This is a genomic window from Microbacterium sp. NPDC076911 (assembly GCF_040687125.1).
Lineage (GTDB): Bacteria > Actinomycetota > Actinomycetes > Actinomycetales > Microbacteriaceae > Microbacterium.
This window is the reverse complement of sequence record NZ_JBFBMP010000003.1, coordinates 217713-240246: the sequence shown is the minus strand read 5'-3', so window position 1 is coordinate 240246 and position 22534 is coordinate 217713. Positions and strand designations below refer to the sequence as shown.

The following is a 22534-nucleotide window of genomic DNA, read 5'->3' as shown; positions in this document are numbered from 1 at the left end:
CTACGCTCGCCACTATGAGCGCAACCGAAACCTTCACTCACGTTCCCCTCGGTGGCCCCTCCCTGCCGCAGGAGCGCCGCCTCATCACCAGCATTCCGGGCCCTCGCTCTCAAGAGCTGATCGCACGCAAAGCCGCCGCGGTCGCAGCGGGAGTCGGACACACAGCCGCCGTGCACACCGTTGCCGCTGGCGGGGGAGTCATTGTCGATGCCGACGGCAACTCGCTGATCGACCTCGGATCGGGCATTGCGGTGACCAGCATTGGCAACGCACACCCCAAAGTTGTCGCGGCGGTGCAAGAACAGGTTGCCCAGTTCACCCACACCTGCTTTATGGTTGCGCCCTACGAGTCCTATGTCGAAGTTGCCGAAGCGCTCAACCGCATCACTCCAGGCGACCACCAAAAGAAGAGCGCGCTGTTCAATTCCGGGGCGGAAGCCGTCGAGAACGCCATCAAGGTGGCCCGCAAATTCACCAAGAAGCAGGCCATCGTCGCATTCGACCACGGCTATCACGGGCGCACCAACCTCACCATGGGTCTCACCGCAAAATCGATGCCCTACAAGAGCGGCTTCGGACCGTTCGCCTCAGAGATCTACCGCGCCCCGATGTCGTATCCCTATCGCGACGGCCTCAGCGGCGCAGCTGCTGCCAAGAACGCGATATCGATCATTGAGAAGCAGGTAGGCGCTGACAACCTTGCGGCGATCATCATCGAACCCATTCAGGGCGAAGGCGGGTTCATCGTCCCCGCAGAGGGCTTCCTGCCGGCACTTGTTGAATGGGCGCGCGCGAACAACGTCGTCTTCATCGCCGACGAAATTCAGACCGGCTTCGCTCGTACCGGTGCCATGTTCGCCAGTGAGCTCCTGGGGATCGTGCCTGATCTCATCACCACGGCGAAGGGAATCGCGGGTGGGCTTCCGCTGGCCGCCGTGACCGGCCGTGCCGAGATCATGGATGCGTCGCACACCGGCGGTCTCGGCGGCACCTACGGAGGAAACCCCATCGCCTGCGCCGCAGCCATCGCTGCGATCGATGTTTTCGAGAACGACGGCGTAATTGAGCGGGCGCGTGAGATCGGCAGCATCCTGATCTCACGCCTGACCGACATGCAGTCCCGAGACGCCCGCATCGGCGACATCCGTGGCCACGGCGCGATGATTGCCGCCGAGTTCGTAGATGCTGCCACGGGCGATCCGGATGCAGCCCTTACCGCGGCCGTGGCGAAAGCGTGCATCGCCGAAGGCGTCATCGTCCTGACGTGCGGTACCTACGGAAACGTCATTCGCTTCCTGCCGCCGCTTTCGATCTCTGACACGCTGCTCAACGAGGGACTCGACGTCGTCGCTGCAGCTCTCGCCGCAGCTTGACCTGGCCGCTTTCGCGCGCCAACACGATTACACAGGAGTGAGATGACTGAGATCACGAGAGACGTCGTCATCGTTGGTGCCGGCGCCGCCGGAACCACCGCAGCGAACGAGCTGAAGAAGGCCGGTCTGTCGGTCGCTGTTCTTGAAGCGCGAGACCGCGTGGGCGGTCGGCTATGGACCGACGTCGTCGACGGAGCGATGCTCGAAGTCGGCGGACAGTGGGTATCGCCTGACCAAGAAGCGCTCAAAGAGACGATCGAGGAGCTCGGGCTCGAAACCTATCGTCGCTATCGCGAGGGGGACTCGGTCTATATCAACGCGACCGGCGACCTCACCCGTTTCACGGGAGAGATCTTTCCGGTGCCTGAGACCACCGAGAAGGAGCTCGTTCGACTTATCGAGAAACTCGACGCGATGGTGGCGCTCATCGATCCCGACAAGCCTTGGGAACACCCAGATGCAGAGGCGCTTGACCGCATCTCATTTGAAGCTTGGCTGGAAGAAGAGACTGAAGATCAAGAGGCGCGAGACAACATCGCGCTCTTTATCGCGGGGGCGATGCTCACCAAACCGGCTTACGCCTTCTCTGCCCTGCAGGCGCTGCTGATGGCGGCGAGCGCGGGCAGTTTCTCAAACCTCGTCGATGCGGACTACATCTTGGACGAGCGAGTTGTCGGTGGTCTTCAGCAAGTGCCGTTGCTGCTCGCGGAGCGACTGGGCGATGACGTCTTTCTTGGGCAACCAGTGCACACGGTGCAGTGGCACGATGACGGCGTGACCGTCATCACCGACGGTGATATGACCGTGCACGCGCGCTTCGTCATCCTCGCTCACGCCCCGATTCTGTATCCGTGGATCGACTTCAGCCCGCCGCTGCCGCGTCTCAAGCAGCAGATGCACCAACACATCTCAATGGGGTTTGTGATCAAGGTTCACGCGGTGTACGACCGACCGTTCTGGCGAGAAGATGGACTTTCGGGCACCGCCTTCAGCCCGTACGAAATTTCGCACGAGGCTTACGACAACACCAACCATGGTGACGAGCGCGGCACGCTGGTGGGATTCGTCTCGGATCGCAATGCCGATGACCTTTTCCGCGTGTCTGCTGAGGAGCGCAAAGAGCGAATTCTCGCCTCACTGGCCAACTACTACGGACCGCAGGCGAAAGAGCCGCTGGTCTACTTCGAAAGCGACTGGGGGGCCGAAGAATGGACTCGCGGAGCCTACGCGGCGAGCTTCGACTTGGGTGGGCTTGCTCGCTACGGAGCAGATCTGCGCACGCCGGTGGGTCCCATCTATTTCGCCTGCAGTGACATGGCCGGTGCTGGCTACCAGCACGTTGACGGAGCGATTCGCATGGGGCGTCTGGTCGCAGCGAACATCGTTGCGGCGGCGCATTCATGACCGCACGTATCGTCGTGGGCTATACCGCGACGAGTGCCGGGGCCGATGCGGTAGCACTGGGTGCTCGTTTGGCTCACGCATCCGCAGGCGCAGTTGACCTGGTCGTGGTGCTGCCGGCTGATGGTCGCAGCGTAATCACACCTCCAGATGCCGCCTACGACCGCTACTTGCGCGATCAAGCCTCAGCGTGGCTGAGCCAGGCAGCTGAACAGGTGCCCGAGGGCATCGACGCGCGCACGCACGTGCGATACGCAGATTCGTTCGCCGAGGGTCTGGTGACCGCGGCGGCCGATTTTGAAGCGTCGTACATCGTCGTCGGCGCAGCCAACGGCGGTCTTCGCGGTCGCCATCGACTGGGCACTGTCGCAGATGAGCTTCTACACTCGTCAAACATTCCCGTCGTGCTGGCGCCAGAGGGGGCCAGGCGCACCGAGGCCAGTGCCGGCATCAGCAGGATTACCGCCGCTGTCGGAACGCGCCCGGGCGCAGACGCGCTCTTGCAGGAGAGTATTGCGCTCGCCGTGGCGACCGGCGCCGAACTGCGTTTGATCTCACTGGTTTCGGTCGACCTCCCTGCGTCAGTGAACACGGGCGTCATCCGCATCGCCGGGGCCGCGCACGCCGACGACGTGCTCACGCAGGCGTTGGCTGCGTTGCCCGACGACATCGATGCTGAAGTTATTGTCGCTCGCGGTGACAGCATCGAAGACGCTGTCTCGCACCTCGGCTGGGAGCCTGGTGAACTCGCGGTGGTCGGCTCTAGCCGCTTGGCGCAGCCACGTCGACTCTTCCTCGGTTCAACCGCAGCGAAAATGCTGCACGAGTTGCCGGTACCCATGGTCGTGGTTCCGCGTACGCGCTCCACAGAAAGCGGGCAGCAATGAGTGCTCCCTCAGAGGCGTCAGTGCCGAAGACAGATGCCGTCGCCACCGGTGGCCTGTCACAGAAGGGCCTGAGCGCCGGCACGATCGGACTGCTTGGCGCGGTCGTGATCGGCATCTCGTGCATCGCACCTGCCTATACGCTCACGGCGGCACTCGGCCCTACCGTGTCTGAAGTCGGCTTTCAGGTTCCGGCCATCATTCTCGTCGGCTTCATCCCGATGCTTCTTGTCGCGTTCGGCTACCGGGAACTCAACCGCGCGATGCCAGACAGTGGAACATCGTTCACCTGGGCGTCGCGGGCTTTCGGTCCGTGGATCGGATGGATGGCAGGGTGGGGACTGGTTGCAGCCACCATCCTTGTGTTGTCGAATTTGGCCGGCATCGCGGTCGAGTTTCTTTTCCTGCTCATTGACCAGATTGCGGGAAGTCCCGGCACAATCGCCGCGCTGGCATTCAACCCCTTCATCAACGTCGCGGTGTGTTTGCTATTCATGCTTGCTGCGACATTGGTGTCGTATCGCGATATGCAGACGACGCAAAAGTTGCAGTACGTGCTCGTGACCTTCCAGGTTGCTGTGCTGCTGATCTTCTCGATCACCGCACTCGTGCAAGTTGCACAGGGCAATGCCTTCGATGCCAGCCTTCCTGAACTCTCGTGGTTCAACCCCTTCGCTGTCGGCTCTGTGACAGCGGTGGTGGCCGGGTTGTCACTATCGATCTTCATCTTCTGGGGGTGGGATGTCACGCTCACCATGAACGAAGAAACGAAAGATCCCGAAAAGACGCCTGGCAGAGCCGCGACGCTGACGGTGATCACCATCGTTGTGCTCTATCTGCTGATCGCGGTCGCTCTGCTGATGTTCGCCGGCACCGGAGCAGAAGGCCTCGGGCTTGGCAACCCCGATATTCAAGACAACGTCTTCTTCTACCTGTCTGGACCCGTGCTCGGCCCGATGGCGTTCCTGGTATCACTCGCGGTGTTGACGAGCTCAGCATCCTCGCTCCAATCCACTTTCGTGGGCCCAGCGCGCACCTTGCTCGCCATGGGGCATTACGGAGCGCTGCCCAAGAAGTTTGCTCAGATCAGCCCGCGTTTCTTCACGCCCGGATATGCCACGGTTGTGTCGGCGATAGTCGCATCGGTCTTCTACACGGTCATGAGGCTCATCAGCGAAAACGTGCTGTGGGACACCATCACAGCGCTGGGAATGATGATCTGTTTCTACTATGGAATCACCGCGTTTGCCTGCGTCTGGTATTTCCGCAGGCAGTGGCTTGACAGCACACGGAACCTCTTCTTCACGCTGTTGTTTCCTCTCGTGGGCGGAGCGATCTTGGCAGCCTTGTTTGTCATCACGCTCGTCGACAGCATGGACCCGGACTATGGCAGCGGTTCGAACATCGCTGGCGTGGGGCTTGTCTTCGTACTCGGCATGGGGGTCATTCTCCTGGGAGTGATCGTCATGATCTGGCAGGCGATCAAGCGTCCGGCATTCTTCCGTGGTGAGACACTTTCGCTCGAATCCCCGCCAAGCCTTCGTCGCGCGAAGCGATAACGGCAGACTTAACCCATCCTTCTGATCGGAGAGAACACTCATGGCTGACTACGCCGTCATCAATCCCGCCACCGGCGAGACGCTGTCCACCTACCCGACGATCACCGACGAGGCGCTCGCAGAGGCCATCGCGACGACCGATTCGACGTATCGCACATGGCGCACAGTCTCGCCGACCGAGCGTGCTGCAGGAATCCGTCGGGTCGCGGAACTTCACCGTGAGCGCCGCGACGAGCTTGCCGACATCATTGTGCGTGAAATGGGCAAGCCCTTAGAAGCAGCGCTCGGGGAGGTCGACTTTGCCGCTGATATCACCGAGTACTACGCCGACCATGTCGACAAGATCACCGGTGACCAGCCGCTCGATATCGAGGGTGAGGGAGAGGCGATCATCAGACGCTCGCCGATTGGTGTGCTGCTGGGGATCATGCCGTGGAACTTCCCCTACTACCAAGTCGCGCGTTTCGCAGCTCCCAACATCGTCGTGGGCAACACGATCCTGCTCAAGCACGCCCCGCAGTGCCCCGAGTCGGCAGAAGCGATTGAGAAGATCTACCGCGATGCGGGCCTCGCAGGTGTGTACGTCAACATCCTCGCCACGAACGACCAAGCCGCGACGGTCATCGCGGATCGACGCGTGCAGGGCGTATCTGTCACCGGTTCCGAGCGTGCCGGGTCGGCGGTGGCCGAATTGGCGGGGCGCCACTTGAAGAAGGTCGCCCTCGAACTTGGCGGATCTGACCCGTTCATTTTGCTGTCGACCGATGATCTGGATGCTGCGGTGCAGGCCGGTATCGATGCGCGTCTCGACAACAACGGCCAGTCCTGCAACGCCGCGAAGCGTTTCATCGTGGCTGACGACCTCTATGAAGGGTTCGTCGAGAAGTTCACCGCTGCGATGGATGCGGCAAAGGTCGGAGACCCGTTTGCCGAAGACACCGTGCTCGGGCCGCTCTCGTCGCTCGCCGCGGCCGAGCGATTGGCGGCGCAGGTTGATAACGCGGTCGCGCAGGGCGCGACGCTGGTGACCGGAGGCGTTCGTGACGGGGCCTTCTATCCCGGCACGGTGCTGACCGGCGTCACCAGCGATATGGATGCGTACCGCGAGGAGTTCTTCGGTCCCGTGGGCGTTGTGTACCGCGTCACCAGCGAAGAAGAAGCTGTCGAGATCGCCAACGACACAAGCTTCGGCTTGGGCTCATACATCTTCACGACGGATTCCGCGCAGGCGACGCGTATCGCTGATCAGATCGACGCCGGCATGGTCTACATCAACTGCGTTCTTGCCGATGAGCCTGCTCTCCCGTTCGGAGGCGTCAAGCGCTCTGGCACGTCGCGCGAAATGGGCTTGCTGGCCGCAGACGAGTTCGTCAACAAGAAGCTCATTCGCACCGCCGTGTGAAACGGATCGCGAACCAGGTCGGCGCCGCATACGGCGCTGGACTGGTTCGCGGCCTGCGAGGGCATGCCGTACACTTGAACGTGCAGTACAAATCTGCATTCTTTCGCCGTGCCCTGTAATGGGTGGCACTCCAGCTCTCACAAAGTGCGGCAGAAGTTTGCGGGCCTCGAGGCTTTAGAGCTTCTAGGGCGGTAGCTCAATTGGCAGAGCAGCGGTCTCCAAAACCGCAGGTTGCAGGTTCGATTCCTGTCCGCCCTGCGCGTCAGCAAACGTTGACAGTACGGTGTCAACGGTTGACAACACAGTGGTTCGGCAAATGTCGAGGCGCGGAAAGTAATCAGGTGACATCGATGGCTCAGGACGAACCGAAGGGTGAAGTCGTCGCTTCAGGCGGCACTCGTGAGAAGAAGTCCAACGTCTTCACACGCTTTGCTCTTTTCATCCGCCAGGTCTTCGCCGAGCTTCGCAAGGTCGTCACCCCGACCCGTCAAGAGCTCCTGAAGTACACGGCAGTCGTACTGGGCTTTGTTGTCGTCATGATGGCAATCGTCTACGGACTCGACTTCGTGTTCGTCTTGATGGCGCAATACGTGTTCGGCGTCCCGTCCTAAACCTGAATTACCTACGTCCCTGAATCACCAAGTGGCGACGCGGTTGGATTACACCCCCGCGACGAAACGGAAGAGAATCCCAAGTGTCTGAAAGATATGTCGACGACGCCGACTGGGCGACCGCTGCAGAGCAGTCCTCGGAAGACGACGAAGCCCAAGAAGGCAACGTTCTCGCTGAAGAAGAGCGCGCAAGCACGTCGGCCGAGCACGTCGCAATTCACATTGTTGACGAAGATGGCGACAACTCAAACGAGTCCGAAATGGATGACGTCGAAGTGAACGACCCGGAAGCAGACGCAATCGTGAATGACGCTCTCGAAATTGACGAGACCGCTGAGGTTGAAGCTGCCGCTGAGGTGCTGAACGACTCGGCTGCTGAAGAGGCAGAAGAAGACGCCGCTGAAGCCGCTGACGAGGTCGCCGCCTACGACGGACCAGATGTAAACGGTGACGAAGGCGTTGCCGAAGCTGAGTCTGACGATGACGGCGAAGAAGACCCCTACGACGTGTTCCGCGCAGAACTGCGCGCGCTCGAGGGCAAGTGGTACGTCATCCACTCCTACGCCGGCTTTGAGCGCAAGGTGAAAGCGAACATCGAGCAGCGTAAATCGACGCTTGAGGTAGAAGAAGACATCTACCAGATCGAGGTCCCGATGGAGGACGTCGTCGAGATCAAGAATGGCCAGCGCAAGATGGTCACGCGTGTCCGTATCCCGGGATATGTTCTCGTCCGCATGGAGCTCAACGAAGACACCTGGTCGGTCGTGCGTCACACCCCCGGTGTGACCGGCTTCGTGGGCAACGCTCACAACCCGACGCCGCTGCGATTCGAAGAATCATTCAACATGTTGAAGAGCCTCGTGGAGATCAAAGAGGTTGCTCCGGCAAAGACCGGTGCGACCAAGGGCAACCAGCCCGTCGCGCGCAGTATCCCCGCAGAGGTCGATTTCGAAGTTGGCGAGACGATCACGATCAAAGAGGGCTCGTTCGCGGGTCTTCCTGGAACAATCAGCGAAATCAAGCCCGAGAGTGGCAAGCTCACGGTTCTCGTATCGCTATTCGAGCGTGAGACTCCGGTCGAGCTCTCGTTCGACCAGGTCACGAAGCTCTAATACATCACCACTAAGACTTCCCGGGATCGCCGGGAAAACCGCGGCTCGGAGATGCCGAGCGTGCGGGAGAACGGAACTCGTCCGGGCGCAGCCTGGCGGAATTCCGCTCGATGAAAGGAAAAGGAAATGGCACCCAAGAAGAAGGTGACCGGCCTGATCAAACTCCAGATCAAGGCTGGTGCCGCTAACCCCGCGCCGCCGATTGGTCCGGCGCTTGGTCAGCACGGCGTCAACATCATGGAGTTCTGCAAGGCGTACAACGCGGCAACTGAAGCGCAGCGTGGCAACGTCATCCCCGTAGAGATCACCGTCTACGAGGACCGCAGCTTCACGTTCATTCTCAAGACCCCGCCGGCAGCAGAGCTCATCAAGAAGGCCGCTGGCCTTGCGAAGGGTTCAGCAACGCCTCACACGGTCAAGGTTGGCAAGCTCACCAAGGCTCAGGTTCGCGAAATCGCAGAAGCCAAAGAGCCGGACCTGAACGCAAACGACATCGAGGCTGCCTCGAAGATCATCGCCGGCACCGCCCGCTCCATGGGCATCACGGTTGAGGACTGAGGGGAATAAACATCATGGCTACCAAGTCAAAGGCCTTCAAGGCCGCAGCTGCCAAGATCGAGGCAGACAAGTTCTACACGCCGACCGAAGCTGTCACTCTGGCTAAGGAAACCGGCTCCGCAAAGTTCGACTCGACCGTTGAGGTTGCGCTGAAGCTTGCCGTTGACCCGCGCAAGGCAGACCAGATGGTGCGCGGCACTGTCATCCTGCCGCACGGTACCGGTAAGACCGCTCGTGTCATCGTCTTCGCGACGGGCCCGGCCGCTGAGGCCGCTCTCGCCGCAGGCGCAGACGAGGTCGGTGGCGCTGAACTCATCCAGAAGGTGTCCGAGGGCTACACGTCGTTCGACTCCGCGGTGTCGACTCCTGAGCTCATGGGCCAGGTTGGTCGTCTCGGTAAGGTGCTCGGCCCCCGCGGCCTCATGCCGAACCCGAAGACCGGCACCGTGACTCCCAACCCGGCCAAGGCCGTGGAGGAGATCAAGGGCGGAAAGATCGAGTTCCGCGTTGACAAGCACGCCAACGTGCACTTCATCGTCGGCAAGGCATCGTTCTCAGCCGAGCAGCTCGATGAGAACATTCTCGCGGCACTCGAAGAGATCGTGCGCCTTAAGCCGTCGAGCTCGAAGGGCCGTTACATCCAGAAGGCTGTTGTCTCGACCACCTTCGGTCCTGGCATCCCGCTGGACGTCAACTCCATCTGAGTCTGACTGACTTCTCAGAAGGGCCTCACCTGCGGGTGGGGCCCTTCTTGTTGTGCGCACCGAACGTTGCAGCCAGCCAAGTGCTGGCATGATGGCGCTATGGGAACAGTTGATGACTATCTAGCCGAGCAGACCGAGAGTGATCGTGCGGTGATCGAGCATGTCTACGACATCGCTCGCGATTTGGTTCCTGACGTCGAGCAAGGCAAGGGTTACGGTATGCCCGCCTTGGTGTACAAAGGCAAGTCCCTGATCTCGGTGATGCGCAACGCGAAGCATATCGGGGTGTATCCGTTCAGCCCCGAAGCGATCGCGGCGGCCGCAGATGAGTTGGTCGGCTTCGACCGTGACAAGGGCACCGTGCGATTCCAGCCTGAACAACCCATCCCTGATGCTGCGGTGCGCACGATGGTGCACACGCGGCGGGCGCAGATCGACGGTTGAAGCCCCGCAGCACGCTCGCGTGCTAGCCGCCGCCGGGCTAGTGCGCAATCAGTAGGCTGATCGCCAAACCCGTCATCACGACCGCAATCACTCCATCGAGAATTCGCCAGGCTTGTGGAGTTGAGAGCCAGCGGCTGAGGTAGCGTGCGCCGAAGGCCAGAGCGCTGAACCACACAACGCTGCCAATGACAGCCCCCAGAGCGAACAGCCAACGCAGGTCGCCGTGCGTGCTGGCTACTGAGCCGAGCAAGAATACTGTGTCGAGGTAGACGTGCGGGTTGAGCCAGGTGAGCGCGAGACAGGTGAGCGCGAGGGGTAGCGCCTTCGTCTTGGTTTCGGTGAACACAGCGCCGGTGGCCGAGGACAGAGCCGAAGCCGTCGCAGCGGCCGAGACGTCAAGCCCGGTCTTGCTCGGGCGCCATGCGCGCCGAGCGGCGAGGAGGGCGTAGGCGAACAAGAAGGCGGCGCCTGCCCAGCGCACCGCGTCGATGAGCCAGGGTGCTGCCTCGATGATGAAGCCAAGGCCTGCGACGCCAAACACGATCAGTATCGCATCTGACACGGCGCAAATGACCGCCACCATCACAACATGCTGCCGGTGCACTCCCTGGCGCAGGATGAACAGATTCTGCGCGCCAATCGCAATGATCAACGAGAGTCCGAGGGTGAATCCAGCGAGTATCGAGGCGAGGGGCACACGACGACGCTACGGGAGCCCCGTGAGTAAAACCAGCTAAAGATTCTCACGGCACATTAGCCTTGCTAATGATGAACATTTCACGGGAACTGGCCGAGACGCTTCTGGCGGTCGTTGACGAAGGCACGCTTGACGCTGCAGCGAGACTGTTACACATAACCCCATCTGCAGTCAGTCAGCGCATCAAAGCTCTGGAAGCGCAACTTGGGCGGGTCGTGCTCGTGCGAGCGAAGCCAGCGCGCGCAACCGAAGCAGGCACGGCCGTGGTGCGTTTTGCGCGCGAAATCGCACTTCTCGAGCACGACGCGCTTGCCCGGATGGGCGTCGGTGATGACTCCGCTCCGGTCAGCATTCCACTCGCGGTCAACGCTGATTCACTAGGCACGTGGTTCTTGCAGCCACTTGCGCGCCTGGCTGAGCGGCATCCTGTCGTGTTCGATCTGCACCGCGACGACCAGGATTTCACTGCTTCGTTGCTGGAGTCGGGCACGGTCATGGGCGCGGTGACCTCGCGGCGCGCACCGGTGTCGGGGTGCAAAGTGATGCCGCTGGGAATCATGCGCTACGACGCAGTTGCGGCGGTAGGGTTCATGGCGCGATGGATGCCAGATGGCCCCACGGCGGCGGCATTCGATGTGGCGCCCGTGGTCGAGTTCGACCGACGAGATGATCTGCAGACACGGTGGCTAAGAGCCCGTGGGAGCGCAGGAACTGCGCCGCGGCACTATGTGCCAGCGTCGAACGACTTCGCGCACGCCGTGACGTTGGGGCTGGGATGGGGCCTGTTGCCAGCGTTTCACTCGTCGGAAGGTCTCAACGACGGCAGCCTAGTAAAGCTCGACAATCATTGCGTGGACGTGCCGCTGTACTGGCAACAGTGGAATCTGCGGTCCGAGCTGCTCGACGCAATTGCGGACACGGTCGCCAAGGCAGCCGCCACGGTGCTCGAAAGACCCGGTCTCTAAGAACGTGCTCGGCGCTCAGCCTTCGTTGACGTGCAGAACGATCTTGCCGCGCGTGTGACCCTCTTCAATCGCGCGATGCGCGGCAGCGGCATCGGTGAGTTCAAAGATCTGGTCGATGTACACCCGCACCGAGCCTGAGTCGAGCAAGCGTGCGATCGTCGCGAGAGCAGCGCCATCAGGGTTCACCTTGAAACTGGTTGAACGCACGCCAGCTTCGGTCGCTGCTTGGGAGTACTCGGGCCAGGATCCGGTGGGCACGAGGATGTAGAGCCCGCCAGGGCGCAGCACGGTAAGCGAGCGACTGCCTGTCGAATCGTGGACGTTGCCGACCAGGTCGATGACGACATCGACATCGGCCACAACATCTTCAAAGCGTGTCGTCTTGTAGTCGATGACGACAGATGCTCCGAGCTCGCGAAGCCACGAAGCATTGTGGTCTGACCCCGTGACCGTGACATGTGCGCCGAAATAGGCCGCGAACTGCACCGCGAAGTGCCCGACGCCTCCGCTGCCGGCGTGAATCAAAATGCGTTGACCTTCATGCGCGTGAGCGGTTTCAACGATGAGGCCCCACGCAGTGAGTGCCGCCAAGGGCACGCCCGCCGCCTCAACGTGCGATAACGCTGCGGGCTTGCGGGCTACAGACAGCGTCGGCACGACCACGTATTCCGCGTAGGTTCCGCCAGAACGGGGAAAGTGCGTCATGCCGAACACCTCCGTGCCCGGGGGGAACGGGTGCGATTCGTACGGCGAGGACACAACGGTACCGCTGAAGTCGAAACCGAGCGTCGAAGGAAACGAGCCGATCGCTGTTGCGACCCCTCGGCCGCCGCGAGTCTTGGCATCGATCGGATTCACTCCCGCGGCATGCACTCTGACGAGTAGTTCGCTGATCACCGGGCTCGGCACAGCCAAGGTGTCGATATGCAACACGCTCGCGTCACCGGGTGAATCGAAGACAGCGGCGCGCATGATCTCGGGCGTTTCACCGACCGGGGTGGTGTCGGGGCGTTGCGCTGATGCGGTTCGCAGAGGTCGCGCTCGCATGATGGCTCCTTCCGCGTGTGCAGTCGACGACGACCGCACGTGAATTGGTGATAGGAGCAGTCAACCTTGTGAATGTCTCGCACGTGTTACGCGGGTGATACCGTGTCGCGAACGTCGCGTGCGAGAGTCGAGCGAACTATGGAGTTTCGCCTGCGCTCAATGCATGCAACATGCGGGAGAGATTCTGAATGTCTGCGAGCGACCACGCTTCAAGCGCTCTGAGGAGCATGTCTTCTTGGGGAGCGCGTGCGAAGGCCAGTCGTTCCACGCCGAACTCTGTGGCTGAGATGAGGCTGGATCGCCCATCATCGGGATCAGGCGTGCGGGTGACGAGTTGCAACGACTCAAGTTCGCGCACCGCGCGGCTGATCTGGCCTTTGTCGGCCATCAAACAGTCGGCTAACGCAGAGAGAGTGACCTGTTCCTTCCGCGCGATGGTGGTGAGAACTTTGTATGCCCCCGGCAACATGCCGGGGCTTACCCTGTTGGCGTTCTCCGAAAGCACGCGCCGAAAGCCGGAGATGAGCTCGCTGAATTCGGTCTCCAGGGCACGCACGGCAGCCGTGCGCGCCTCTGGGGTGTCGAACGTGTCCATGACTGTCGACACTATCCGTTGCGCTGCGAAGGGCGGGGCTCGCCGGCATTGAGTTCCTGATCGTCGCCCGTTGCCCGCAGCGCATCCATGCCCTGGGCAGTGGAGACTGTTGCCAGATCAGCCTCGCTCGCCAAGACGCGTTCGCTGGTAGTCATGCGTGTCAGGGGGTGGTTCGGCAACAGTGCGATTGCGATCAAGCTCAGGATGGCGAACGGCACCGCGATAAGGAAGGACTGAGCAATCGACTGCGCGTAGATATCTTCAATGATGATGCGGATTCCTTCTGGCAACGCCGAAACCTGCGGGATCGTTCCGGACTGCAGCTGCTCTGCGATCGCCAGACCCGGCTCGCCCAGCGCAGCGAGCGCTGCACTAATATCTGCCTTTGCTGCGACCGTGAGCGTGGTGACCGACGAAGCCAGTGCAGCACCCATCACCGATACGCCGATCGTGCCGCCGAGGCTGCGGAAGAACGTGACGCCTGAGCTGGCGACGCCCATCTCCTCAGGTTTTGCGGTGTTCTGTACCACCAGCACGAGGTTCTGCATGGTCATGCCGACGCCCGATCCGAGCAAGAACATGTAGAGCGAGACCAACGCGAAGTTCGTGTCGTAATGAATGGTCGAGAGGAGTGAAGAACCCGCGATGAGCAGAACGGCGCCTGTGATGAGGTAAGGCTTCCAGTGCCCGTACTTCGTGACGATGCCCCCGACCACTGTCGACGAGATGAGCAACCCCGCCATCATGGGAATCGTCATCAGACCAGCCTCAGTAGGCGTCGCGCCTCGCGCCAGCTGCATGTACTGGCTGAGAAAAACGGCCGAGCCGAACATGGCGATACCCGTAGCGATCGAAGCGAGTACTGACAGGGTGAAGGTGCGGTTGCGGAACAGCGAGAGTGGAATCAGCGGTTCGCTGGAACGCAGTTCCGTGATGACGAACGCGACAGCGCCGAGTACTGCGCCGCCCACCATGAGGAAGGTCTCGGTGCTGAGCCAGTCGTAGGTCGAGCCAGCGTTGGTGATCCAGATAAGTAGTAGCGATACCGAGGTAGACAGCAGCACAATGCCGAGGTAGTCGATGCGCGCCTTCTTCTTCGGGCGTACGGGCAGGTGCAGGGTGCGCTGCTGAATAATCAACGCTACGACCGCGATGGGCAGGGCAACAAAGAAGTTCCAGCGCCAGCCCAGCGTATCTGTGATCACGCCTCCGAGGAGCGGGCCGCCGACCGTTGCGAGCGCCATGACCGCCCCAAATAATCCCATGTACCGCCCGCGCTCACGAGGGCTGATGATGTCGGCCATAATCACCTGGCTGAGAGCAGCCAGACCGCCCGCTCCAATGCCCTGCACGGCACGGAATGCGATCAGCATGTCGGTGCTCTGAGAAAAGCCCGCCGCTGCGGTCGCCAGCACGAAAATGACAATGGCCGTTTGGATGAGGATCTTGCGGTTGAAAAGGTCGGCGAGTTTGCCCCAGATGGGGGTCGAGATTGCCGTGGTCAGAAGAGTCGCAGTGATCACCCAGGTGAACGCCACTTGGTTGCCATCAAGGTCGTGAATGATCACCGGCAACGACGATGAGACAACCGTCGACGCGAGCATCGATACAAACATGCCCAGGAGTAGACCGATAAGTGCCTGAAGAACTCGGCGCTTCTGAGCAGGGTCTACAGGGGGAGTGGCGGCGGTGTGAGCCGCACTGGTGGATGCTGACACAAAAGTCCTTCGCGGTGTGGGCGGCGACGATGACGCGAGATGGTTGATCTAAGTCAATAGTTGAGAAGAGTCAACTATATAAAGATCGTTGATTGGTGTCAACTAAATACGCGAGCAGGAGCGAGACCGTCTGCCGTGCCGTGCCGTGCACTGCAGTGCAGTTCAGAGCGGTGCGGCGTAGTTCAGTTCAGGTCGGCAAGTGCCAGCGAGCGGAAAGGCTGGCGTGACTCATCGCGAGGCGCGGCGGGGGCAACGACAGAGGGGCGTCCGCCTGTGGTGCGGTGATAGAGCTCGTCGATGAGCGATGTTGCGAGGTTGACCAGTTTCGCGATCTCGTGCTCATCGCGATCGATCCACACGCAACGCGGCTCGTCGCTCACCGGCACGAAGTCATTGTGCTCTTCCCAAACGACGAGGGTGCGTTCCGCCCCGAGTACGTGTTGTTGCCACCAGACCTGACGAAGGTATGTGCGTGGAACGCTACGCCACGACTTGTTCGTCGTCTTGATCTCGGCGAGAGTGACACGACGTGCGGAGTCGACCATTATCCCGTCGGGAGTCGCGAGGTGCCGCTTCTCGACGACCGCGTGAAACAGAGCCGATGACGGCTGGATTCCATGGGTCGCCGCCACCCACGCGGCGATCTCAGGTTCGCGTGCCTTGCCATGTGCGGTGAAAGCGTTGCCAGAGAATCCGGAACCCATGAGCTTGGAGTCAGCCGCGCGCGCGATCGACTTCGCTGAGGTGAGAGACGCCACATCGGTTGCAGTGATACCGCGCGATCGAGCCCTCATCCACGCCACCCGATCGCGGGAATCTGCGACGATTCGCGCGGCAAGTTCGGGATTCACCGTTCGAGCGTAACCCCGCTGATCGCGGTCAGCCCCCCGCGACGCTCGTTGGAGCAAGATCCACCCCGGGAGCAGTCGAGTCTTGCGCCGGCAACACTCGCAGCCAGTCGTGTCACCTGCCAAGATGGAGACATGTCGATTCAGCACACCGTTGTCTTCCGCCTGGTGCACCCCGAGGGCTCGGTCGAAGAACAGGCGTTTCTGGACGCTGCTCCCGGGATCCTCGCCTCGATTCCGGGCGTGCAGAACTTTGCTGTCGCACGACAGGTGAGTGCGAAAAGCACGCTGACCCACCAGTTCTCAATGACTTTTGCAGATCAGGATGGGTACGACGGCTACAACAATCACCCCGAGCACGTCGCATTCGTTGCGAACCGATGGGGCGCCGAGGTCGCCGAGTTTCAGGAGTACGACTTCGTCGGCATCGCCTGATTTGGCAGAGAGTGCTTGATCGCTTAGTCTTGACGTTAGCCAAAGACCGCTGGTCATCAACGTGCGCGCAAGCGAACGAAGATTGAAACACTGCATTGCAGGGGCCCGCGCAGGTGTACGAATGAATCTCTTCGAGAATCCAGCTCCGTGCGCTTGCGCCGGAGCTTTTTTGATGTCGGGGTAGAAATCGAATGATCGGATGCCGAAGCTGATGCCCCGCCGCCGCGGAGCGTCTCATACACACAAGGAGTGACCATGGCGCAGAAGGATGCATCGGTTGCCGAGCTCACGAAGAACTTCGAGAGCTCGAACGCCGTCCTGCTTACCGAGTACCGCGGTCTGACGGTTGCACAGCTCAAGGAGCTGCGCAACAGCATCCGTCAGGACGCGGAATACGCCGTGGTGAAGAACACGCTGACCAAGATCGCCGCGAACAACGCTGGTGTTTCTGGTCTGGATGACGACCTCAAGGGGCCGTCAGCTATCGCATTCGTGCACGGTGACTTCGTCGCCACCGCGAAGGCTATGCGTGACTTTGCCAAGGCCAACCCGCATCTCGTGATCAAGGGCGGTGTCTTCGAGGGAAACCTCCTGAGCGCCGACGAGATCAACAAGTACGCCTCGCTCGAGAGCCGTGAGGTTCTGCTTGCGAAGGCTGCGGGCATGATGAAGGCCACGATGGGCAAGGCTGCGGCCACCATCGATGCTCTTCGCGAGAAGCTCGAGACTGCCGACGCCGCGTAAGCGTCTGGCTTTTTCTCAACACAAACCCCCATTTATCTAGGAGATACATCATGGCGAAGCTCACCACTGAGGAACTGCTGTCGCAGTTCGCCGACCTGACCCTCGTTGAACTCAGCGAGTTCGTGAAGGCATTCGAAGAGAAGTTTGACGTCACCGCTGCTGCTCCCGTCGCCGTTGCTGGCGCCGGTGGCGCAGGCGCTGCTGAAGAGGTCGAGGAGAAGGACTCCTTCGACGTCGTCCTCGAGGCTGCAGGCGACAAGAAGATCCAGGTCATCAAGGCCGTTCGCGAGCTCACCTCGCTCGGTCTCGGCGAGGCCAAGGCTGTTGTCGACGGTGCTCCCAAGGCTGTGCTCGAGGGCGCAAGCAAGGAAGCTGCCGACAAGGCGAAGGAAGTACTTGAGGCCGCTGGCGCGACCGTAACCCTCAAGTGAGCCGAGGCGGACGATCTATGATCGTCCGCTGAACGCTCAGATCGGCTGGTTCGATCGGGTTATCTTTTGAAGCCCCGGATGCTTAGGCATCCGGGGCTTCAAGCATTCTTCAAGACTGCTGTCGGCGTGAGCGTGTGTCAGTTCTGTGAAGGATCCAACGACGCCGTTGAGTTGCGCACGATCAATCGCGCAGGCATCGGTTCGATGAGGGTCGGGCTGTCTGGGTGCTGCAAGGTATCGAGCAAGACGCGCGCGGCGAGTGCGCCTTGCTCCCGCGGTTCCTGTTTCAGGGTGGTTAGCGCAAACATCTCAGCGAACTCGTGATCGTCGATGCCCACAACACTCAGCGACGCGGGAACGGCGATGCCGAGTCGCCGTGCGGCGGTGAGTGTGCCAATCGCTACCTCATCGCACACCGCGAGTATTGCTGTGGGGCGGCCGTCATCGCTGAGAAGATCAACTGCTGCCGCATAGCCACCGGGCAATGTGACTGGCGAGGGCACGTGCCGGGCAGCTGATGTGAGGCCAGCGTCGCTCATTGCAGCTTGGTAGCCCTCCAGTCGCAATCGGTCGACGTTGGCCCATACGTCCGCGTCTCCGGCCCCCAAGAACACGATGTCGCGATGCCCCAATCCCAGCAGATGCTCGGTTGCGCGCTTCGCGGCGCGGACATCATCGATTCCGACCACGCCGGGTTGATCGTGGGCTCCGACAATGTTCACGATCGGTCTTCCTATGGACTTCAACTGGCCGATTTCATCGTCGATGGGCTCAACGCCGACCGCGATGAGCCCGTCGAACCTCTTGCGCGCGAGGAACTCAGCGAAGACCCGCGCTCGTGCGGGTGAACCTGGTTTGGCGTCGTAGAGCGTGAGATCGTACCCACTTGCGAGCAAAGTCGCTTGAATGCCCTCAAGCACTTCGGCGAAGAACCATCGATTAACACAAGGCATCACCACACCGATGTTGCGCGTGCGCCCGGTCGCGAGACTTACAGCGTTGGTGGATGGAACATAGCCAAGCTCATTGGCTGCCGCCAGTACTCGGGCGCGGGTGCGCTCTGAGGTATGGCCAGCACCACTCAGTGCGCGGCTCGCGGTCGATTTAGACACACCCGCGCGCAAGGCAACATCGGCAATACCGCTCATCCGTGGGCTTTCGTCATTGAAGGTGGAGGGGATTGCGTAAACCGTACCTGAGCGCACGATCGTCAGCAACCGGTTCCATTCGGATCGCGCGTCGCACGTGTGCACAAATTCATTGAGTTATCGAGTTGTAACAATCAGTTGCGTTGTGTGCGGACTGGTAGCAAGGTAGCTTGGGCTGGAAGCGGTTCCCGAGGATGCCGTGAAACACGTGTTGGTCGGGCTATGTCGCCCACGCACTCAACGAGGAGAGAAAACACATGGTGAGATCACAGCGGAGTCGTGTGATGGTACCCATCGCCCTGGCAGGGGTCGTGGGTCTTGCGATAACCGGTTGCAGCGCGGACGGAGGCGATTCAGACGCGGCCGAGAGCGACAACACCGTCACGGTCTACGGCACCATTTCTGACACTGAAGCCGAGCTGCTCGAGGAATCTTGGGCTGACTTTGAGACGGAGTCTGGGATCACGATCCAGTACGAAGCCTCCAAAGAGTTTGAATCGCAGATCGGAATTCGCGCACAGGGCGGAAACCCGCCCGACATTGCAATCTTCCCCCAACCGGGCCTTCTTGCTGACCTGGCCAGTCGTGACTATCTGGCGCCCGCTCCTGAAGAAGTTGTCGCGAACGTCGAGGACTACTGGACCGAAGACTGGGCTACTTACGGCACCGTCGATGGCACACTTTACGGCGCACCGCTGATGGCGAGCGTCAAGGGTTTCATTTGGTATCAGCCCGCGAAGTTCGAGGAATGGGGTGTGACCGTGCCAGAAACTCTTGACGAGATGATGGCGTTGACCAACACCATTCAAGAAGAGACCGGCACCTCACCTTGGTGCGTCGGCTTCGGCTCCGGCGATGCCACGGGCTGGCCCGGAACCGACTGGATCGAAGACTACGTGCTGCGAGAGTCTGGCCCTGAGGTCTACGACCAGTGGGTAGCGAATGAGGTTACGTTCACGGACGCACCTATCGTGGACGCGTTCAACTCAGCTGGCGAGATCCTGCTCAACGAAGACCTCGTCAACGCGGGCTTCGGCGACGTTCAGTCGATCAACTCAACCGAGTTCGGCGACCCCGCAGGCGCACTCGTCTCAGGCGATTGCGCGCTGCACCACCAGGCTTCGTTCTACTCGGGATTCATCGAGGATGCCGGTGGAACAGTGGCTGAAGACGGAGACGTCTGGGCGTTCATCATGCCGGGTGTCGAGGCTGGTGCCTCTGCTGTCACCGGTGGTGGCGAGATCGTCGGCGCGTTCAACTCTGACGCCGACACCGTGCAGGTGCTCGAGTTCCTCTCGAGCCCCGAGTGGGCAAACAACCGAGTTGCGCTTGGTGGCGTGATTTCGGCGAACACGGGGCTTGACTCTTCGAGCGCATCCTCAGGAATTCTGTCGCAGGCGATCGAGATTCTGCAGGACCCCAACACGACCTTCCGCTTCGACGCTTCGGACCTGATGCCGGGTGCTGTCGGTGCCGGAACGTTCTGGAAGGGAATGGTCTCGTGGATCAGCGGTACGCCAGTGAACGAGGTCACCGAGCAGATCGAGTCGGGCTGGCCAAGCTAGCAACGCTCACGAGCCGCCCCGCACTCGCGGGGCGGCTCGTTCTGCTCACGCAGTGACTCATTTGTCTCGGATTCGTGTCTTGAGTCCGTCGTCGCACTCGAAAGGAGCGACATGACCGCTTTCTTTACGTGGGTGGGTACCTTCCCCCCGGTAGTCCAGGCAATCCTGGTGGTGGTGGCGTTCCTTGCGGTGGTGGCGCTCATCCTCTTTTTCATCGATATTGCGCCACGCTCCGGGAAGATGTACACCTGGATTCGCCTCGCGATGTGCGTTCTGATCCCTGTTGCGCTATTCGTCGCCTTCAACTCGGCATGGTGGGCGGCCGCGGCCGCTGCGGTCGTCGGCGCCGTTCTGTTTCTGCTCGACTATCGCGCCCGACAGGGCAGGGGCTACCTGATTCAGCTCATCGCCTTCTTGACCCCGGCAGCGTTGCTATTGCTGATCGGGCTCATCATCCCGTCCATTCAGACATTCGTCGCAGCTTTCATGAACTCCTCGGGCAAAGAGTTCATCGGTCTCGACAACTTCGTATGGGTGTTCACCCAACCCGACGGGATTCGCACCGTAGCGAACACCATCGTGTGGGTACTGATCGCACCCGCGGTGTCGACGGCGGTGGGCCTGGCATATGCCGTGTTCATCGACAAGACGCGTGGCGAGAAGATCTACAAGGTGCTCGTCTTCATGCCGATGGCGATCTCATTTGTGGGCGCCAGCATCATCTGGAAATTCGTGTACGAGTATCGCGCGGCCGAGTTCGAACAGATCGGTCTACTGAATCAGATCGTCGTCTGGTTTGGCGGGGAGCCGCAACAGTGGCTTTTGGTAGCGCCCTGGAACACGCTGTTCCTGATTGTCGTGCTGATCTGGGTGCAAACTGGTTTCGCAATGGTCATCTTGTCGGCCGCGATCAAGGGCGTGCCCACCGAGCAGCTTGAGGCTGCCGAACTTGACGGCACGAACGCATGGCAGTCGTTTTGGAACGTGACCGTTCCTGCGATCCGCCCTGCGATCATCGTGGTCCTGACAACGATCTCGATTGCGTCATTGAAGGTTTTCGACATTGTTCGGACCATGACGGGTGGAAACTTTGACACGTCGGTGATCGCGAACGAGATGTACACCCAGTTTACGAAGTTCGAAGCTGGCCGATCAGCGGCGTTTGCCGTGATTTTGTTCGTGCTGGTCTTACCGATCGTGATCTATAACGCACGACAGATCCGCCTGCAGAAGGAGATCCGATGAGCGGGGTAATGCCAATCGACCTTCCCGTCGATGACGAGACCAAAGAAGAGCTTGCGCGAGGTGCAGCTCGCTCTGAGAGCATCTGGAGTCGAACCAAGAAGGCGCTTTCGAACCCGTGGGCGTCGGCCGCATCGATCGTCATCGCATTGCTGTGGACCATACCGACCTTCGGTCTGCTGGTGTCGTCGTTCCGCCCAGAGGCGCAGATCAAGACGACCGGCTGGTGGACGTTCTTCGCCGACCCGGAAGTGACGATCGACAACTACGTGCAGGTGCTACAGGCTGGCAACTCACAGTTGACTATGGCTGGCGCGTTCGTCAACTCGATCGCCATCACCATCCCGGCGACGATCGTGCCGTTGGCGATCGCGTGTTTCGCCGCGTATGCGTTCTCGTGGATCGACTTCAAGGGCCGCGACTCACTGTTCATCTTCGTGTTCGCTCTTCAAATCGTGCCGATCCAGATGGCATTGATCCCGCTCCTGAGCTCGTTCTCTCGCGGAATCAACATTTTGGGTGTGCAGATCACGGGGCCACTAGGTGTCTCAGGCGGCTACGCGCAGGTGTGGATTGCACACTCGATGTTCGCGTTGCCACTGGCGATCTATCTGCTGCACAACTTCATGTCTCAGATTCCGGCAGACATCATCGAGGCTGCTCGGGTCGACGGCGCGACGCGTGGTCAGATCTTCTATCGAATCGTGCTGCCGCTCACCATGCCGGCGATCGCATCATTCGCGATCTTCCAGTTCCTGTGGGTGTGGAACGATCTGTTGGTCGCGCTGATCTTCGCCGATGGTCCGGTCGCGCCAATTACGAAGCTGCTCGCTGAAATCACGGGCACACGAGGCAACGAATGGCAATTGCTGACGGCTGGCGCGTTCGTGTCGATTGTCGTCCCGCTGATTGTTTTCTTCTCGCTCCAACGGTATTTCGTGCGAGGTCTTCTCGCGGGCTCTACCAAGGGCTGACGCCGGTTGACGCAGCGTGGTGCACGGCAGACCGTGCGTCACGCTGCGTCAGGCGACCTCAGATAGTCGCTAACCTC

General features: G+C 60.7%; 23 protein-coding genes and 1 tRNA gene. 18 read left to right on the top strand and 6 right to left on the bottom strand.

Annotation, left to right across the window (positions count from 1 at the left end; translation table 11 throughout):
* The first annotated feature begins 14 nt into the window (after positions 1 to 14).
* From gabT to AB0O81_RS05885, 11 genes are all read left to right on the top strand, one after another.
* Positions 15 to 1373 carry a 4-aminobutyrate--2-oxoglutarate transaminase gene (gabT, locus tag AB0O81_RS05935; RefSeq protein ID WP_363582213.1) on the top strand — a complete coding sequence of 453 codons (1359 nt, stop codon included), beginning with the start codon at positions 15 to 17 and terminating at the stop codon, positions 1371 to 1373.
* Positions 1374 to 1415: 42 nt separating this feature from the next.
* Positions 1416 to 2777, top strand: a complete 1362-nt coding sequence (locus AB0O81_RS05930) for an NAD(P)/FAD-dependent oxidoreductase (RefSeq protein ID WP_363582211.1) — start codon at positions 1416 to 1418, stop codon at positions 2775 to 2777.
* Complete coding sequence (locus AB0O81_RS05925; protein WP_363582209.1) at positions 2774 to 3661, top strand: universal stress protein; 888 nt, start codon at positions 2774 to 2776, stop codon at positions 3659 to 3661. Before AB0O81_RS05930 ends, AB0O81_RS05925 begins: the two co-directional genes overlap by 4 nt.
* A complete protein-coding gene (locus AB0O81_RS05920) occupies positions 3658 to 5217 on the top strand; it encodes an APC family permease (protein WP_363582207.1) in 1560 nt (519 codons plus the stop codon). The genes AB0O81_RS05925 and AB0O81_RS05920 overlap by 4 nt, the downstream gene beginning before the upstream one ends.
* 40 nt (positions 5218 to 5257) lie before the next feature.
* Positions 5258 to 6619 carry an NAD-dependent succinate-semialdehyde dehydrogenase gene (locus AB0O81_RS05915; RefSeq protein WP_363582205.1) on the top strand — a complete coding sequence of 454 codons (1362 nt, stop codon included), beginning with the start codon at positions 5258 to 5260 and terminating at the stop codon, positions 6617 to 6619.
* A gap of 185 nt (positions 6620 to 6804) precedes the next feature.
* A tRNA-Trp gene (locus tag AB0O81_RS05910) sits at positions 6805 to 6877 on the top strand.
* Between the two features lie 92 nt (positions 6878 to 6969).
* Positions 6970 to 7230, top strand: a complete 261-nt coding sequence (gene secE, locus AB0O81_RS05905; protein WP_363582203.1) for a preprotein translocase subunit SecE — start codon at positions 6970 to 6972, stop codon at positions 7228 to 7230.
* 83 nt (positions 7231 to 7313) lie between these two features.
* The gene (nusG, locus tag AB0O81_RS05900; RefSeq protein WP_363582201.1) at positions 7314 to 8342 is read left to right on the top strand and encodes a transcription termination/antitermination protein NusG; all 1029 of its coding nucleotides are present in this window, start codon (positions 7314 to 7316) and stop codon (positions 8340 to 8342) included.
* Between the two features lie 126 nt (positions 8343 to 8468).
* On the top strand, positions 8469 to 8900 hold the full coding sequence (gene rplK / locus AB0O81_RS05895; protein WP_363582199.1) for a 50S ribosomal protein L11: 432 nt from the start codon (positions 8469 to 8471) through the stop codon (positions 8898 to 8900).
* 14 nt (positions 8901 to 8914) lie between these two features.
* A complete protein-coding gene (rplA, locus tag AB0O81_RS05890) occupies positions 8915 to 9604 on the top strand; it encodes a 50S ribosomal protein L1 (protein WP_363582197.1) in 690 nt (229 codons plus the stop codon).
* 99 nt (positions 9605 to 9703) lie between these two features.
* Complete coding sequence (locus AB0O81_RS05885; protein WP_363582195.1) at positions 9704 to 10048, top strand: DUF1801 domain-containing protein; 345 nt, start codon at positions 9704 to 9706, stop codon at positions 10046 to 10048.
* A gap of 37 nt (positions 10049 to 10085) precedes the next feature.
* Here the strand turns inward: AB0O81_RS05885 and AB0O81_RS05880 are convergent, their stop codons facing one another.
* Positions 10086 to 10745: a LysE/ArgO family amino acid transporter gene (locus AB0O81_RS05880; protein ID WP_363582193.1), complete on the bottom strand. Its 660-nt coding sequence runs from the start codon at positions 10743 to 10745 to the stop codon at positions 10086 to 10088.
* Positions 10746 to 10816: 71 nt separating this feature from the next.
* Here AB0O81_RS05880 and AB0O81_RS05875 point away from each other — a divergent pair, with 71 nt between their 5' ends.
* The gene (locus AB0O81_RS05875) at positions 10817 to 11710 is read left to right on the top strand and encodes a LysR family transcriptional regulator ArgP (RefSeq protein ID WP_363582632.1); all 894 of its coding nucleotides are present in this window, start codon (positions 10817 to 10819) and stop codon (positions 11708 to 11710) included.
* A gap of 15 nt (positions 11711 to 11725) precedes the next feature.
* On the opposite strand, the gene AB0O81_RS05870 is transcribed toward AB0O81_RS05875, so the two are convergent.
* From AB0O81_RS05870 to AB0O81_RS05855, 4 genes are all read right to left on the bottom strand, one after another.
* Entirely contained in the window at positions 11726 to 12757 is a 1032-nt protein-coding gene (locus AB0O81_RS05870) for an NADP-dependent oxidoreductase (protein WP_363582191.1), read from the bottom strand.
* Between the two features lie 136 nt (positions 12758 to 12893).
* The gene (locus AB0O81_RS05865) at positions 12894 to 13352 is read right to left on the bottom strand and encodes a MarR family transcriptional regulator (protein WP_363582189.1); all 459 of its coding nucleotides are present in this window, start codon (positions 13350 to 13352) and stop codon (positions 12894 to 12896) included.
* Between the two features lie 11 nt (positions 13353 to 13363).
* A complete protein-coding gene (locus tag AB0O81_RS05860; protein WP_363582187.1) occupies positions 13364 to 15070 on the bottom strand; it encodes an MDR family MFS transporter in 1707 nt (568 codons plus the stop codon).
* A gap of 182 nt (positions 15071 to 15252) precedes the next feature.
* Positions 15253 to 15921, bottom strand: coding sequence for a YqaJ viral recombinase family protein (locus tag AB0O81_RS05855; RefSeq protein ID WP_363582185.1), 669 nt, complete (start codon positions 15919 to 15921; stop codon positions 15253 to 15255).
* A 132-nt stretch (positions 15922 to 16053) separates the two neighbouring features.
* On the opposite strand from AB0O81_RS05855, the gene AB0O81_RS05850 reads away from it, so the two are divergent.
* The 3 genes from AB0O81_RS05850 to rplL all read left to right on the top strand — a co-directional run bounded on the left by AB0O81_RS05850 (position 16054) and on the right by rplL (position 17528).
* Entirely contained in the window at positions 16054 to 16353 is a 300-nt protein-coding gene (locus AB0O81_RS05850; protein WP_363582183.1) for a Dabb family protein, read from the top strand.
* A gap of 255 nt (positions 16354 to 16608) precedes the next feature.
* Positions 16609 to 17097, top strand: a complete 489-nt coding sequence (rplJ, locus tag AB0O81_RS05845) for a 50S ribosomal protein L10 (protein ID WP_337337411.1) — start codon at positions 16609 to 16611, stop codon at positions 17095 to 17097.
* Between the two features lie 50 nt (positions 17098 to 17147).
* The gene (gene rplL, locus AB0O81_RS05840; protein WP_337337412.1) at positions 17148 to 17528 is read left to right on the top strand and encodes a 50S ribosomal protein L7/L12; all 381 of its coding nucleotides are present in this window, start codon (positions 17148 to 17150) and stop codon (positions 17526 to 17528) included.
* Between the two features lie 137 nt (positions 17529 to 17665).
* Here the strand turns inward: rplL and AB0O81_RS05835 are convergent, their stop codons facing one another.
* Entirely contained in the window at positions 17666 to 18676 is a 1011-nt protein-coding gene (locus tag AB0O81_RS05835; protein WP_363582180.1) for a LacI family DNA-binding transcriptional regulator, read from the bottom strand.
* A 284-nt stretch (positions 18677 to 18960) separates the two neighbouring features.
* Here AB0O81_RS05835 and AB0O81_RS05830 point away from each other — a divergent pair, with 284 nt between their 5' ends.
* From AB0O81_RS05830 to AB0O81_RS05820, 3 genes are all read left to right on the top strand, one after another.
* The gene (locus tag AB0O81_RS05830) at positions 18961 to 20241 is read left to right on the top strand and encodes an extracellular solute-binding protein (RefSeq protein ID WP_363582178.1); all 1281 of its coding nucleotides are present in this window, start codon (positions 18961 to 18963) and stop codon (positions 20239 to 20241) included.
* Between the two features lie 111 nt (positions 20242 to 20352).
* The gene (locus tag AB0O81_RS05825) at positions 20353 to 21486 is read left to right on the top strand and encodes a sugar ABC transporter permease (RefSeq protein WP_363582176.1); all 1134 of its coding nucleotides are present in this window, start codon (positions 20353 to 20355) and stop codon (positions 21484 to 21486) included.
* On the top strand, positions 21483 to 22457 hold the full coding sequence (locus tag AB0O81_RS05820) for a carbohydrate ABC transporter permease (RefSeq protein WP_363582174.1): 975 nt from the start codon (positions 21483 to 21485) through the stop codon (positions 22455 to 22457). Before AB0O81_RS05825 ends, AB0O81_RS05820 begins: the two co-directional genes overlap by 4 nt.
* The last annotated feature ends 77 nt before the right edge of the window (positions 22458 to 22534 follow it).